At 72.9% G+C, this 13616-nt stretch carries 13 protein-coding genes; 4 read left to right on the plus strand and 9 right to left on the minus strand.

The genetic code is table 11. From position 1 onward, the window contains the following. Positions 1 to 613: 613 nt before the first annotated feature. The 8 genes from AOK00_RS07605 to AOK00_RS07635 form a co-directional block, all read right to left on the minus strand. The gene (locus tag AOK00_RS07605) at positions 614 to 2293 is read right to left on the minus strand and encodes a glycosyltransferase (RefSeq protein WP_055599543.1); all 1680 of its coding nucleotides are present in this window, start codon (positions 2291 to 2293) and stop codon (positions 614 to 616) included. A gap of 190 nt (positions 2294 to 2483) precedes the next feature. Further along, positions 2484 to 4127 (minus strand): dipeptide ABC transporter ATP-binding protein, encoded by a 1644-nt coding sequence (locus tag AOK00_RS07610; protein WP_055599544.1) that lies wholly within the window; start codon positions 4125 to 4127, stop codon positions 2484 to 2486. Further along, on the minus strand, positions 4124 to 5113 hold the full coding sequence (locus AOK00_RS07615; RefSeq protein WP_055599545.1) for an ABC transporter permease: 990 nt from the start codon (positions 5111 to 5113) through the stop codon (positions 4124 to 4126). The genes AOK00_RS07610 and AOK00_RS07615 overlap by 4 nt, the downstream gene beginning before the upstream one ends. Next, complete coding sequence (locus AOK00_RS07620) at positions 5113 to 6087, minus strand: ABC transporter permease (protein WP_055599546.1); 975 nt, start codon at positions 6085 to 6087, stop codon at positions 5113 to 5115. The genes AOK00_RS07615 and AOK00_RS07620 overlap by 1 nt, the downstream gene beginning before the upstream one ends. Further along, positions 6084 to 7832 carry an ABC transporter substrate-binding protein gene (locus tag AOK00_RS07625; RefSeq protein WP_173861520.1) on the minus strand — a complete coding sequence of 583 codons (1749 nt, stop codon included), beginning with the start codon at positions 7830 to 7832 and terminating at the stop codon, positions 6084 to 6086. Before AOK00_RS07625 ends, AOK00_RS07620 begins: the two co-directional genes overlap by 4 nt. Before the next feature lie 198 nt (positions 7833 to 8030). After that, positions 8031 to 8126: an Ms4533A family Cys-rich leader peptide gene (locus tag AOK00_RS41330; RefSeq protein ID WP_317851059.1), complete on the minus strand. Its 96-nt coding sequence runs from the start codon at positions 8124 to 8126 to the stop codon at positions 8031 to 8033. A 100-nt stretch (positions 8127 to 8226) separates the two neighbouring features. Beyond that, on the minus strand, positions 8227 to 9612 hold the full coding sequence (locus AOK00_RS07630) for a DUF3152 domain-containing protein (protein ID WP_055599548.1): 1386 nt from the start codon (positions 9610 to 9612) through the stop codon (positions 8227 to 8229). 8 nt (positions 9613 to 9620) lie between these two features. Continuing rightward, complete coding sequence (locus tag AOK00_RS07635; RefSeq protein WP_055599549.1) at positions 9621 to 10589, minus strand: alpha/beta fold hydrolase; 969 nt, start codon at positions 10587 to 10589, stop codon at positions 9621 to 9623. A gap of 142 nt (positions 10590 to 10731) precedes the next feature. Here AOK00_RS07635 and AOK00_RS07640 point away from each other — a divergent pair, with 142 nt between their 5' ends. From AOK00_RS07640 to AOK00_RS07655, 4 genes are all read left to right on the plus strand, one after another. Beyond that, positions 10732 to 10947 (plus strand): hypothetical protein, encoded by a 216-nt coding sequence (locus AOK00_RS07640; RefSeq protein WP_055599550.1) that lies wholly within the window; start codon positions 10732 to 10734, stop codon positions 10945 to 10947. A 163-nt stretch (positions 10948 to 11110) separates the two neighbouring features. Beyond that, the gene (locus AOK00_RS07645) at positions 11111 to 11770 is read left to right on the plus strand and encodes a TetR/AcrR family transcriptional regulator (RefSeq protein WP_055599551.1); all 660 of its coding nucleotides are present in this window, start codon (positions 11111 to 11113) and stop codon (positions 11768 to 11770) included. A 126-nt stretch (positions 11771 to 11896) separates the two neighbouring features. Further along, the gene (locus tag AOK00_RS07650; RefSeq protein WP_030207540.1) at positions 11897 to 12124 is read left to right on the plus strand and encodes a DUF3107 domain-containing protein; all 228 of its coding nucleotides are present in this window, start codon (positions 11897 to 11899) and stop codon (positions 12122 to 12124) included. 275 nt (positions 12125 to 12399) lie between these two features. Continuing rightward, entirely contained in the window at positions 12400 to 12669 is a 270-nt protein-coding gene (locus AOK00_RS07655; RefSeq protein WP_055599552.1) for a hypothetical protein, read from the plus strand. 69 nt (positions 12670 to 12738) lie between these two features. Here AOK00_RS07655 and AOK00_RS07660 read toward each other — a convergent pair whose 3' ends face one another. Continuing rightward, complete coding sequence (locus AOK00_RS07660) at positions 12739 to 13461, minus strand: ferritin-like fold-containing protein (RefSeq protein ID WP_055599553.1); 723 nt, start codon at positions 13459 to 13461, stop codon at positions 12739 to 12741. Positions 13462 to 13616: the final 155 nt, after the last annotated feature.

A 13616-nucleotide genomic window follows, 5' to 3' on the forward strand; every position in this document is an offset into this window, starting at 1 on the left:
GCCCGTCCGACGTGTCCGACCCGTCCGGCCCGTCGGCCCTCTCAGACCTGCCCGGCCCGTCGGCCCTCTCAGACCTGCCCGACCTGTCCGGCGCGGACGATCCGTCCGGCTCCGCCGAGAAGGCCGGTCCCGCCCCCGCCCCGGCGTCCGACCTGCCCGGGCGGGCCCCGTCGGCGCCCGCCCGGGCAGGTCGGACGCCGGGGCGGGGGCGGGACCGGCCTTCTCGGCGGAACCGGACGGATCGTCCGCGCCGGACAGGTCGGGCAGGTCTGAGAGGGCCGACGGGCCGGGCAGGTCTGAGAGGGCCGACGGGCCGGACGGGTCGGACACGTCGGACGGGCCGGGCAGCTCCGACGGTTCCGGCGGGGCGGCCGGGCCGTGGGCGCCCGCCGGCCCGGGCGTCGTCCCGTCCTCCCGCAGGGGCGTCGTCGCCTCCCCTGGGGCCTGGGCTATCCCGGACGGCAGGGCGTCGACGGGCCCCTCGGGGGTGTGCGGTTCGAGGGCGCCGCCGGTACGGGGGGTCAGTGCGGGGGCGCCGAGGAGGGCCTCGGAGCGGGCGTCCCAGGCTCCGGGGCTCGTCGGGGCGGCGGAGCCGCGCATGGGGGTGTCTCCTTCAGGCATCGGGGGCTCCTGTCCCGGCCACGGCCTTGTGCGCCCAGCTGCCCGGCACGTGCGCCTCGGCGGGGTGGGCGAAGGGCACGCCGTCCCCGGGGCGGTGGCGCACCGGCGCGTGGGAGAGGAGTTCCAGGTAGATGTCGCGGAACGCGGCGAGGTTCTGTTCGACGGTGAAGAGTTCGAGCGCGCGGGCGCGGGCGGCGGCGCCCAGGCGGTGGCGGCGCTCGGGCTCGCGGAGCAGCGCGAGGCAGGCGTCGGCGAGCGCCCGGGGGTTGCGCGGGGGGACGACGAGCCCGGTGCCGCCGATGATCTCGACGACCGCGCCGACGTCGGTCGAGACGGTGGCCCGCGCGCAGAACATCGCCTCGACGAGGCTCGCGGGGAAGCCCTCGACGACGCTGGACAGGACGACGACCGCGCCGGAGGCGTAGGTGTCCTCCAGGGTGGGTGCCTCGGGTCCGCCGAGTTCCTCGAAGGTGACCGGGTTCTCGCCGACGGCGTGCGCGCCTGCGGCCTCGTCGGGGAAGAGCTGGGCTGCGAGCCCCTTGATGTGGGCGAGGTACGCGCTGGAGCCCGGGTCCCGTACGGGTACGGCGACGATCCTCAGCCGAGCGTCGGGCTGCCGGGCGCGGATCTCGGCGAAGGCGTGCAGCAGGGCGATGAGGTCCTTGGCGGGTTCGACCCGGCCGACCCAGACGAGGGTGGCGGGGTCGCCGCTCTCCTCGTCCTCGCCGACCTCGGCGAAGCGGTCGGCGGCCATGCCGGGGTGGACGGTGCGGATCCGGGCGCGGTCGGCGCCGCACTTCTCCTGCCAGCGGCGGGCGTGGGCGTTGCCGGGGGTGAGGAGGGCGGCCTGGCCGTAGACCTCGGCGGCGAGCCGGCCGTGGAGGGCGGCGAGCAGGGTGCGCAGGGGCGCGGAGCGGTCGGCGCCGTCGGCCGAGAGGTAGTGGGAGCGGAGCTGTACGCCGTATTCGGTGACGAGCAGCGGGGTCCCGAAGAAGCGTTTGGCCAGCAGGCCGGGAAGCGCGGTGGTACCGCCGGCGGCGGCGTGGCAGAGGTCGGCCGCGCCGAGCGCGTCCTCCGTGTACCAGTCGAGGGAGAGGGGGCGCAGGGTGCGCTCCAGGTGCTCGACGAAGGCGAGGTGGTCGGGGAGCCCGGCGGCGGCCGCGCCCCGGCGTGCGCCCGGCGCGCGGCAGGCGGATTCGAGGGTGCGGACGGCGTCGTCGGAGCGGAGCGCGCCGGGGAGGCCGCCGCGCTCGCGGGCGAGTTCGGCGAGGGCGTAGAGCCCGTCGGCGAAGGCGCTCCCGAGCTCGTCCCCGGTCCCGGCCTCCCCGGTCTCGGCGGTGTGCTCCCCGCACACGCCCACCGCGAGCCGGTGGAAGGCCTCGACGAACCGGCGTCGCTCGCGCCGGCCGTAGGCGCGGCGGGCGGCGCGGCGGTCGCCGAAGGCGGTCCGTTCGAGGAGGTTCCGGGCCGCCGGGCCGGTGCCGGAGCCGCCCAGGTCGTCGGTGCGGGCGACGCGGGCGTTCGGGGGGAGCGGTCGCGGGGTGCCGGACCCGCCCAGGGCGTACAGGTCGAACTGGTGCTGCCCGAGTCCGCGTACGAGCCGATCGCACCAGAGTCCGGGCTCACCGGTGGCGTACGGGTAGCCACCCTCCGTGAGCAGTCCGATCCGCATGAGTGCACCCCCGATCTCCCTTGACGGCGGCCACCGTTGGTCCGGCGACTCGCAGCGGGAAGAACGTAAGCGGAGATACCGGGGGTGCGACGGACGGTTGTCCGTCGCACCACCAGAAGGGGTGAATGCACGTAACTTTCCCACCCCGGTAGCGTTCTGTCGCGGTACGCACCGGAGTGGTCACGGAGGGTCAGGCGACGGCCAGTTCCTGGTGTCCTTCGCGGCGCAGTTCCCGGCGTTCCGTCGCACGGACCGGGTCGATCGACGGGACGGCGGCGAGCAGCTGCCGGGTGTACGGGTCCCGGGGCGTGCCGTACACCTCGGCGACCGTGCCCTGCTCGACGATCCGTCCCGCGCGCATGACGGCGACCCGGTCGCTGACCTGCCGGACGACGGCGAGGTCGTGGGCGATGAAGACGAGTCCGAGTCCGAGTTCGGCCTGGAGTTCGGCGAGCAGCGCGGTCACCTGGGCCTGGGTGGTGACGTCGAGGGCGGAGACGGGTTCGTCGCAGACGACGATCCGGGGTTCGGCCGCGAGCGCGCGGGCGATGCCGACGCGCTGGCGCTGTCCGCCGCTGAACTCGTGCGGGTAGGCCTCGTACCGGTCGGGGTCGAGCCCCACCCGGTCGAGCAGCTCCCGCACCCGGCCCCGGAGCCGGGTCTCGTCCCGCTCCCCCGCCACCCGCAGCGGGTCGGCGACCGACTCGCCGACGGAGCGGCGCGGGTTGAGCGAGGCGACCGGGTCCTGGAAGACCATCTGGAGTTCACGGCGGTACGGGCGCAGTTCCCGCTCCGACAGGGCTCCGATCTCCTCTCCCCCGTAGAGGAGTCGGCCGCCGGTCGGGTCGAGGAGCCGCACGAGCATGCGACCGAGGGTGGTCTTGCCGCTGCCCGACTCCCCGACGACACCGAGGGTTTCGCCCGCGTGGAGGGTGAGCGAGGCGCCTTCGACGGCGGTCACCGCCTTCGACCCCCGCCCGAACACCCGCCGCAGGTCACGGACTTCGAGCAGCGGCGCCCCCTTCTCCAGGGGCTCGCGCACCGGCCCGTCGAGCCGGGGCACGGCGGCGAGCAGCCTCCTTGTGTACGACTCCGCGGGCGCGCCCAGCACCCTGCCCACGGGCCCGCGTTCGACTTCCCGGCCGTCGCGCATGACGAGCACCTCGTCGACGCTCTCGGCGGCGACGCCCACGTCATGGGTGACGAGCAGCAGCGCCGTGCCCGTCTCGCGCCGCAGCTCGTGCAGCAGGTCGAGGATCTGGGCCTGCACGGTGACGTCGAGGGCGGTGGTCGGTTCGTCGGCGACGATGAGCCGGGGCTCGCAGGCGAGGGCCATCGCGAGCAGGGCGCGCTGACGCATGCCGCCGCTGAACTCGTGCGGGCGGGAGCGGGAGCGGCGGGCCGCGTCGGGGATGCCGACCCGGTCGAGGACCTCGACGGCGCGGGCGCGGGCGGCCCGCCGCGAGCCTCCGGCGTGGACGCGGTACACCTCGGCGATCTGGTCGCCGACGGCGTAGTAGGGGTCGAGGGCGGACAGCGGGTCCTGGAAGACCATGGCGGCGACTCCGCCGCGCAGCCGCCGCAGCTCGCCGGGCCCCGCCGTGCCGACGTCGATGCCGCCGACCCGTACGGTCCCCCCGACCCGCGCCCCCGTGCCCCGGTGGAGGCCGAGGAGGGCGCCGGCGACGGTGGACTTGCCGCTGCCGGACTCGCCGACGAGGGCGAGGGCCCGGCCCTCGTCGAGGGTGAAGGAGAGGCTGTCGACGGCCCGTACGGGATCGCCGGACCGGGCGAACTCGACGGTGAGGTCCGTTACTTCGACGATCGGGGTCACGTCAGGACCACCCTTCGGTCGGCGGCGGCGTACAGCAGGTCGGCGACCACGTTGGCGAGGACGACGAACGTGCCCGTCACCATGACCACGCCCACCACCACGGGCAGGTCGATCGCCTTCACGCCGTCGATGAGGGTCTTGCCGAGCCCGGGGATGCCGAAGAGGGACTCGGTGAGGACGGCTCCGCCGAACATCGACCCGAGGTCGACGGCGCTGACCGCGATCACCGGCGGGACGGCCCCGCGCAGCGCGTGGCGGGTGACGACGGACCGCTCCCCCACCCCGTAGGCGCGGAAGGTGCGGATGTGGTCCTCGGCGAGCGTCTCCAGGGTGGAACTGCGGGTGAGCCGCGCGTACTTGGCGGATTCGAAGAAGCCGAGGGTGAGCCAGGGGAGCAGCATGTTCCAGGCCCACTGCTCGGGGTCCTCGCCGAGCGGTACGTAGCTGGGGAAGGGCAGCCACTGGAGGTAGGCGCAGACGGCCATGAGGAGCAGCAGCCCGAGGATGAAGACGGGGGTGCCGGTCCCGGCGAGGGTGAGCAGGGTCAGCAGGCGCTCGGTGGGGCCGCCCCGGCGCAGCGCGGAGAGGAGGCCGGTGCCGACGCCGATCACCAGCCAGACGACCATGGCCCCGAGGGTGAGGGACGCGGTGGCGGGGAGCCGTTCCAGGACGAGCTGGGTGACCTGCCGGTCGCTCTGGTACGAGAGGCCGAGGCAGGGCGCGTCGCAGTGCACGAGGGAGGTGCCGGTGGAGTAGTCGCGGCCGGCGAAGACGCCCTGGAGGAAGTGCAGGTACTGCACGAGCATGCTGTCGTTCAGTCCGAGCTGCTCGCGGACCTGGGCGATCTGCTGCGGGTTGCAGCGCTCGCCGCAGGCGAGCCGCGCGGGGTCGCCGGGTGCCAGGTAGAAGAGCGTGTACACGAGGACCGAGAGGGCCAGCAGGACGAGCGCGGCACCCGCGAGCCGCTTGAGGACGAAGCGGGACATCAGGAGGCCTCCTTGCGGGTGCCGACGCGCAGCCGGCTCGCCTCGCGCGGGTCGAGGGCCGTGCGGACCGCGTCGCCGAGGACGGTGAAGGCGAGCACGGTGACGAAGAGCAGTCCGGCGGGCAGCAGGACGTACGCCGGGTCGGCGCGGAACCAGGTCTGCGCGGTCGACAGCATCTGTCCCCAGGACGGGGTGGGCGGGGTGACGCCCACGCCGAGGAAGGACAGGGACGCCTCGACGACGATGTTGGTGGGGACCAGGATCGCCGCGTAGGTGATGACGGGGGCGGCGAGGGAGGGCAGCAGCTCGCGGCGGGCGGTCCGCCAGGGTCCGGAGCCCGCGAGCCGGGAGGCCGCGACGAAGTCGAGGCTCTTCAGGGTGAGGGTCTGGGCGCGCACGATCCGGGAGGTCCCGGCCCAGCCGAGGAAGCCGATGACGAGGACCAGCAGCAGGGGGCGGGGGAAGCCGCGCGGGACGACGGCGGTGAGGGCGACGGCGAGGACCAGCATCGGGAGGGCGACGAGGACGTCGGTGACCCGGCCGAGGACGCCGTCGATCCAGCGGTTGCCGAGGCCGGCGGCGAGGCCGACGAGGACGCCGATGAGGATCTGGACGGCGGTGGCGCCGACGGCGACGAGCAGGGAGATCCGGGCGCCGTGGAGGAGGCGGACGAACAGGTCGCGGCCGGTGCCGGGTTCGACGCCGAGCCAGTGGTCGGCGCTCGCGCCGCCGAAGGCGCCGTACGGGACGCCGCCGCGGGCCGAGTCGACGAGGTCGTCGTGGTACGTGTTCGCGTCCTGGCCCTCCAGGGCGGCCAGCAACGGTGCGCCGGCGGCGAGGAGGACGAGCAGGAGGAGGACGGCGGCGGAGACGAGGGCGGCGGGGCGGGTGCGGAGCCGTCGCCACACCTGCCGGGCGGCGCCCGTGGCGGGGAGGCCCGCCACGGGCGCCGTCGTGTCGGTCAGTGCGGTCACTTGACCGAGACCTGCGAGATGTCGAGGACGCCGGTCCAGTCGCTGATGACGACGTTCTTGACGTTCTTGCCGACGAGCCGCTTGTAGACGGGGTGGAAGAGCGGCACGTCGAGCGCCTGCTCTCCGATCTTCTTGTCGAGGGCTCCCCAGCGGGCGGCGGCGGCCTTGAGGTCGGTCAGCTTGTTGATCTCGTCGATCTCCTTGTTGACCGCCGGGTCGTTCAGCTGCGCGTGGTTGTAGTTCGAGCCGTTGGTGACGATCTGGCGCCCGTCGAAGATCGGCGCGAGGAACGGGCCGCCGGCCGGCCAGTCGGCACCCCAGCGGGAGAGGAAGAAGCCGGGCGCGTCCTTGACGCTCCAGCGCTTCTCGTTGAAGGAGTTGGGCTGCTGGCCGTCGAGCTTGACGGTGATGCCGGCCTTGCCGAGCGCCTCCTGGACGGCGGTGGCGATCTCGGGGCTGGTGGTGCGGTTCTGGGCGGTGGAGTGGAGCAGGGTGACGGTGAGCCCGTTCGGGTGGCCGGCCTCCTTCAGGAGCTGCTTGGCCTTCTCCGGGTCGCCCGTCTTCCCGGCCGGGAAATGGTCGTACGGCGTGAAGCCGAAGGCCTTCTGCTCGGGCAGGAAGGTGGTGGCGGGCTCGGCGAGCGCGGAGCCGCCGGCCGCGTTGACGACGCTGGTGCGGTTGATCGCGTACGAGATCGCCTGGCGGACCTTCGGGTTGTCGAAGGGCTTCACCTTGGGGTTGAAGGCGATGTAGTTGGTGAAGCCGAAGTGGCCGGTGCCGACGCGGGCGGCGAGGGCCTTGTCGGAGCCCACCTGGGCGAGCTCGGCCGGGCCGAGGTTGGTGTCGGTGGTGATCGCGGAGGCGTCGGCCCCGGTGGAGGTGGCGAGGCGCTGGTTGATCACGGCCTCGTCGAGACCGGAGCGGACGTCGATCCTGTCCGGGTAGGCCTTGCGCTCCTCGTCGGTCTTGGGGTCCCAGTGCTCGTTGCGCTCCAGGGTGAGGCGCTCGCCGTCGTTCTCGTTCTTGACGACCTTGTACGGGCCGGAGGAGACGGGGTGCTCCTCGTACTTCGCGCCGGTGTCCTTGGCCTTCGGGACCGGGGCGAACTGGGTCTGGGTGGCGACGAAGGGGAACTCGCCCTCGGGCTTCCTCAGTTTGAAGACGATGGTCCGGTCGTCGGGGGTGACGATGGACGCGAGGCCCTTCCCCTTCTTTCCGTCGGACGCGGCCTTGTAGGGGCCCTGGTACGCGTCGCCGCCGACGAGCCAGTCACGCAGGTACGGGGCTCCGCCGGAGAGTTCGGCGGCGAAGGAGCGCTCGATGCCGTACTTGATGTCGGCGCTGGTGATGGGCGTGCCGTCCTCGAACTTCAGGCCTTCCTTCAGCGTGTACGTCCACTCCGTGGCGTCCTTGTTGGGACGCCCGGTGTCGGTGGCGAGGTCGGGGACGACCTGGGTGCCGGCGGCGCCCGCCTCGCGGTTGCGGGTGGTGAGCGTACGGAAGACGAGGGAGGGGACGTTGCCGCCGCCGGAGGTGTAGAGGCGGGCGGGGTCGAAGTCGGTCTGGGCCTCGGAGTTGAGGACGGTGAGCGTGCCGCCCTTCTGCGGGGCGCCCGCGGCCTTGCCGGAGGTGCCGCCCTTGGCGCCGGTGTCCTCGGGTCCCGCGCAGGCGGCGACGCCCAGGGTCAGGACGAGACTGACGGCGGTCGCTGCCACGCGGCGCGAAACGACGGACGATTGACGCATCGGAGAAGACCTCTCGGAGAACTGCGGGTACGGGAAGGGGAATTCCACGCAGGCAGCGGCGAGCGGCGGCATCCGAAGGGAAAGGCCGAGCACGGGAAATCAGAAGAAGGAGCCGCGCCTGCGGGGAGGAAACACCCGGGCGCGGAGAATCGTCGGTAATGCGGGAAAGGCAGGGCCGACGAAGCGCTCGGGCTGGCGTCAGCTACAGAGAACGTCGGCGACGGAATGTCCGGCCACGCCGATGAGCGCCAGCTCGAAGGCGGCGCGATCGGATACGACGTGACGGTGCGACATGCCGAGAAATATGAACGAACGCGCGAACGATGTCAACGCGGTTCGACAATTCCCGAGACGCCCGTCTCAGTATGTGATCACCCAAGAGTCGAGCAGGATCTCAACTCCCGGGGTGCACCCAGGGGTTGGGACGGCACTTGATTCCGCCGATGCTCAGGGACTTCGTCTGCTGCTGCATCACGGGCGCGAGGGCGCCGGGAGTGCTGCAGTTCACATGGCCGTGCCCCAGCCGGTGTCCGACCTCGTGATTGATGAGCATCTGGCGATACGCGAACATCGCCTTGGGACCGAAGGTCTCCGAACCCTGCGCCCAGCGGAACGCGTTGATCATCACGCGGTCCGTCTGTGCCGAGTCGCAGGACACGTTCTCGGCCAGGGTGTCGAGCCCGGACTTCTCGCACCAGACGCCCGTGGTGCCGGGGCTGGCGAGCGTGATGACGAACTGGGGCTCACCGCTGGAGATGCGCTCGAAGGTCATCTCGCCGTTGCCCGCCCAACTGCGGCGGTCGTTGAGGGTCTTGAACACGGCCGTGGCGAAGAGGTTCTGATCGAGACCGAGGCCCTCCTCGACGTCGATCCGGTAGCGGACCAGATTCCCCTTGCCTGGCGCCTTCTGGAAGCCGGGCACGGCCGCGAACTTGCCGGAGCCCTTGAGCTTCGGGTCGATCGGGTACTGGCGGGCGATCAGCTGCTCGTACGTCGGCGGCGGCGCGGCGGTCGGGGCGGGCGCGACCGGGATCGACGGGGTGGCCCGCTCGTCGGAACGGGAGGCGGAGGTGTCGTCCGAGGCCCGCTCGTCCGGCTGCTCGGCCGCGCGGGCGGCGCCCTGGGCCTCGTCCTTGTGGGTGACCTGTCCGGTGACGACGACGGCGAGGACGGTGGCGACGGCGGCGGCCGCGACCCCGGTGAGGGTGCGGCCGAGGCCGCCCCTGCCTGTCGGCTCGTCGGCCTCGGGAAGGGTCTCGCGCCGGGGGCCGGGGATGAACGGCGCCCGGGGGGCGGCCTGTTCGGTCTCGTGGGTGCGGGAGGCGCCGTGCCGCGGGGCGTACGGGCGGGGCGAGGAGCCCTCCTCGTGCTGCGGATGCCCGCCCCGTACGGAGCTCCCGTAGACGGGCACGCCGTGCGCGGGGGTCCCGAGGGCCGCGTGCGCCCCGGTGTCGTAGCCCCCTCCGCCGTACCCGGGCCCGCCGTATACGGGGGTGCCGTGCGCGGGGGTCCCGTGGACAGGGGTGCCGTGCGCGGGAGTGCCGTACACCGGAGTGCCGTGCGCCGGAGTCCCGTACACCGGAGTGCCGTGCGCCGGGGTCCCCGCCGGGTCCTGGCCTCCGCCGCCCGCGGTCCTGCGGCGGCGTCCCGTGCCGCCCTGCGGCGGGCGGGCCGGCCGCGTGCCCGGTGCTCCGGCCGCCGGCGGGGCCTGTTCGGCCGCCGCCTGTTGTCCGGTGTCGGCCACCGAGGGCGCGGAGCCCTTGCGACTATGTCGTCCCACGCCCCGGATCAGCTCCCGCCGTGATCGGCGATCAGGTCCCGGGCGGCCTGCGCGACCGTCTCGGGGTACTCCATCATCGCCACGTGCCCCGCCTCGGGAAGGGTCAGCAGGCGCGAGCCGCGGAAGGCAGCGGCCGCCTTCCGGGCCATCCGGTACGAGACGAGCTGGTCGCGCCCACCGTAGACGAGGAGCGTCGGCGCGAGAACCCGTTCGGCCTGCCGCCAGAGTCCGTGCTGGCCGCCGAGCGTGTACGCGTCGACGATGCCGCGCGAGGAGCGGGCCATGGCGTCCCAGAAGTAGGGGAGCTCCAGGCGCCGCTCCATCTCCTCCACCGCGTGCCGCAGGCCCTCGTCGGTGACCCGGCCGGGGTCCCCGTAACAGAGCGCGAGGACACCGCGGACGCGCTGCTCGGCCGTCCAGTCCTTCGTGAGCCTCGCGAAGGCCGAGGCGACGCCGGGCACCGCGAGCAGCACCGTGGGCCAGGCCGTGCGCTGGGCGCGCAGCTCGGGCAGCGCGGGCGAGACGAGGGTGAGGGTGCGGACCAGGTCGGGACGCGCCGCGGCGACGCGGGTGGCGACGGCGCCGCCCAGCGAGTTGCCGAAGAGGTGGACCGGTCCGCGGCCCGTGGAGTCGAGGAGCCGGATGACGGCGCGCGCGTGCCCGGTGATCGTGTAGTTGCCGTCGTCGGGCGGCGGCGAGTCGCCGAAGCCGGGCAGGTCGACCGCCTCGCCGTCGACGAGGTCCGCGAGCAGCGGCATCAGGGTGGACCAGTTCTGCGAGGAACCGCCGAGGCCGTGGACGTACAGCGCGGGCGGCAGGCCCGGCTCGTCGCCCGGCCGGGCACGCACGGTGAGGGTGAGTCCGGGCAGCGAGACGGAGCGGAGCTCCTCGCCGTCGGCGACCCGTACGGCGCGCGCGGGGCGCGACGCGGAGGGCGCGGCGGCGGTCCGGGTTTCCGGCAGCTCGGTCGACGACATGGCCGCAATATTACGAGACGATCACGCGCGAAGACGTGTGGGCGCCGTCACAGGTGCGTGTGCGGCGAGCCGCGTGTGCTCCTAGGCTCGGAGAGAGGGCCATCGGAGACGACCGCGACCCCGCAGCTCCGGAAGGAACCTCATGACTGTCGATCCGACCGAGCCGGACACATTCAACGAGGAAGAGGACGTCGTGCTGGACCAGGAAATCCCGGAGGCCGACGCTGCCGAGCAGCACACGGAACTGCAGCAACGCGACGACGAACCGCTCACCCATGTCGAGCGCGACTCGGCCAACGAGGCGGACTCGTCCGAACAGGCACGGGTCGTCACCCTGGACGAGGACGACTACCGCTGAGCGGACGACCACCGCCGATTTGTTCGGTTTAATTTTGAATCGACTGTCGACCCGGACGTCCGGTCCGTGAAATTCTGCGTTCGCACCGCGCACAGCCGGGTTACCCAAAAGTACGATGGCGGCGCGCGCGACAGCGTGCATGGATCGATTTTTGGGAGGCCGCGTGAGCGCCATCGAGCAGACAGAGGCAGCACGCCCTCGGGGCACGCGCCTGCCGCGACGTGCCCGACGGAACCAGCTCCTCGGCGCCGCCCAGGAGGTCTTCGTCGCCCAGGGGTACCACTCGGCCGCGATGGACGACATCGCCGAGCGCGCGGGCGTCAGCAAGCCCGTGCTCTACCAGCACTTCCCCGGGAAGCTGGAGCTCTACCTGGCCCTGCTCGACCAGCACTGCGAGTCCCTCCTCCTGGCGGTGCGCACGGCCCTCGCCTCCACCACGGACAACAAGCTGCGCGTCGCGGCCACGATGGACGCCTACTTCGCGTACGTCGAGGACGAGGGCGGCGCCTTCCGCCTCGTCTTCGAGTCCGACCTGACCAACGAGCCCGCCGTACGCGAGCGCGTGGACCGGGTGAGCCTTCAGTGCGCCGAGGCGATCTCCGACGTCATCGCCGAGGACACCGGTCTCTCCAAGGACGAGTCGATGCTGCTCGCCGTGGGCCTCGGCGGCGTCTCCCAGGTCGTCGCCCGCTACTGGCTGTCGAGCGGGTCCGCCATCCCGCGCGACAAGGCGGTCGGACTGCTGACCTCGCTCGCCTGGCGCGGCATCGCCGGCTTCCCGCTGCACGCGGCGGACGGCCAGCTGAGCGCCGAGGGTCACTGAGCATTCCCGCGGGCTGTTCGCTCCTGGCGTGCGGCGGCTGAGCCGTACGCGTCCCCTCACCGGGCTAATGTGTGCAGCGTACGGCGCGGTATTCGCGCAACGCTGACCGTTCGGAGGGACATAGCCGTGGAGGTCAAGATCGGCGTGCAGCACGCACCCCGGGAGATCGTTCTGGAGAGCGGGCAGTCCGCCGAGGAGGTGGAGCGCGCCGTGGCCGACGCGCTGGCCGGCAAGGCGCAGCTGCTCAGCCTCTCGGACGAGAAGGGCCGCAAGATCCTCATCCCGGCCGAGAAGATCGCGTACGTGGAGCTCGGCGAGCCCGCCGTGCGACGCGTGGGTTTCGGCGCGCTCTGAGCCCAGGATCTGCGGGAAGGGCCCGGTGGACCGTGACGGTCCACCGGGCCCTTCGCCGTGCGGGCCCCACCGGCTCTTCCCCGTGCGGGCCCCACCGGCCCTTCGCCGTGCGGGCCACCGGACCCTTCGCCATCCGGGCGCGCGCCGTCACGACGTGCCCTCGGATGTCCGAATGGCCACGTCAGGGCGTACGGGAGGATTGCGTTCCGGAGCCCTGGGGTAGGAGGGATCTCGACCGCACCACCCGCCCCGCACCCCTCGCGAGGTGATCCGCAGTGTTCCTGGAAGCCCTCGGCTCCGCCCTGCTCGGTCTCGCCCTGGCCTGGGCCGCCGTGCACCGGCTGCCCGACCGCCTCCCCGTCCGGGTGATCGTCCTCGCCACCGGTGCGCTGGGCGGCGTCTTCGGCGCGCTCGTCACCCACGGGGCCCTCGGCCCCGGTCACTTCCTCGCCACCCTGATCGGTGCCGTGGCGGTGGCGGCGGTGCTGCTCTCGCTGCTGATCCGGCCCGCCTCGCGCAGGCTGCGACGATCAGCGGCGGCGTGAACAGCGCCGCGCACCCCCTTCCCGTACGACGGGAACGCCTTCGTACGGGAGCGTCTTCGTAGGTGAGGCTCAGGCGGCCAGACCGAGCGCGGCCATGCGCTTGGTGTGGGCCTCGGTGATCCGGGAGAACATCCGGCCGACCTCCGCGAGGTCGAAACCGTCCGCGACGCCGCCGACCAGCATGGTCGACAGGGCGTCGCGCTCGGCGACCACGCGCTGCGCCTGCGAGAGCGCCTCGCCCATCAGACGGCGCGCCCAGAGCGCGAGCCGGCCGCCGACGCGCGGGTCGGCGTCGATCGCGGCGCGGACCTTCTCGACGGCGAAGTTGCCGTGGCCGGTGTCGTCGAGCACGGAGACGACGAGCCCACGCGTGTCGGAGTCGAGGCGGGCCGCGACCTCCCGGTAGAAGTCACTGGCGATCGAGTCGCCGACGTACGCCTTGACCAGGCCCTCCAGCCAGTCCGACGGCGCGGTCTGGCGGTGGAAGTCGTCGAGTGCCTTGGCGAAGGGCTCCATGGCCGCGGTCGGCTCGGCGTCGACGGCGGCGAGCCGGTCGCGCAGCCGCTCGAAGTGGTGGAACTCGGCGGAGGCCATCTTCGCCAGCTCCGCCTTGTCCGCGAGGGTCGGCGCCAGCTTGGCGTCCTCGGCGAGCCGTTCGAAGGCCGCGAGCTCTCCGTAGGCGAGGGCGCCGAGGAGGTCGATCACGGCGGCGCGGTACTGCGGCTCGGCGGAAGCCGTCGCCCAGTCCTTGGCTGCGATCCCGGTGGGTGTGGCGTTGTCAGGCGTCTCCATGGAGCGCACAATAGCCCGCTCGGGCACCGAGGGAAGGCGCTGGTCAGTCAGTGTGACCGTGCCCTCATCACCATTTCTCCCAACACACATGCACGATTCCGGGGTACAGTGATAAGGCGCCTGCTGAGTATGCGGACATGCTTTCGCACGTTCGG

Origin of the sequence: Streptomyces aureus, assembly GCF_001418135.1 — a bacterium.
Classification (GTDB): Bacteria; Actinomycetota; Actinomycetes; order Streptomycetales; family Streptomycetaceae; genus Streptomyces; species Streptomyces aureus_A.

Coding starts and splice junctions, on each gene's coding strand:
- AOK00_RS07615 (WP_055599545.1), bottom strand. CDS start 5,113: ATGTCCCGCTTCGTCCTCAAGCGGCTCGCGGGTGCCGCGCTCGTCCTG.
- AOK00_RS07640 (WP_055599550.1), top strand. CDS start 10,732: ATGACTGTCGATCCGACCGAGCCGGACACATTCAACGAGGAAGAGGAC.
- AOK00_RS07660 (WP_055599553.1), bottom strand. CDS start 13,461: ATGGAGACGCCTGACAACGCCACACCCACCGGGATCGCAGCCAAGGAC.
- AOK00_RS07625 (WP_173861520.1), bottom strand. CDS start 7,832: ATGCGTCAATCGTCCGTCGTTTCGCGCCGCGTGGCAGCGACCGCCGTC.
- AOK00_RS07605 (WP_055599543.1), bottom strand. CDS start 2,293: ATGCGGATCGGACTGCTCACGGAGGGTGGCTACCCGTACGCCACCGGT.
- AOK00_RS41330 (WP_317851059.1), bottom strand. CDS start 8,126: ATGTCGCACCGTCACGTCGTATCCGATCGCGCCGCCTTCGAGCTGGCG.
- AOK00_RS07635 (WP_055599549.1), bottom strand. CDS start 10,589: ATGTCGTCGACCGAGCTGCCGGAAACCCGGACCGCCGCCGCGCCCTCC.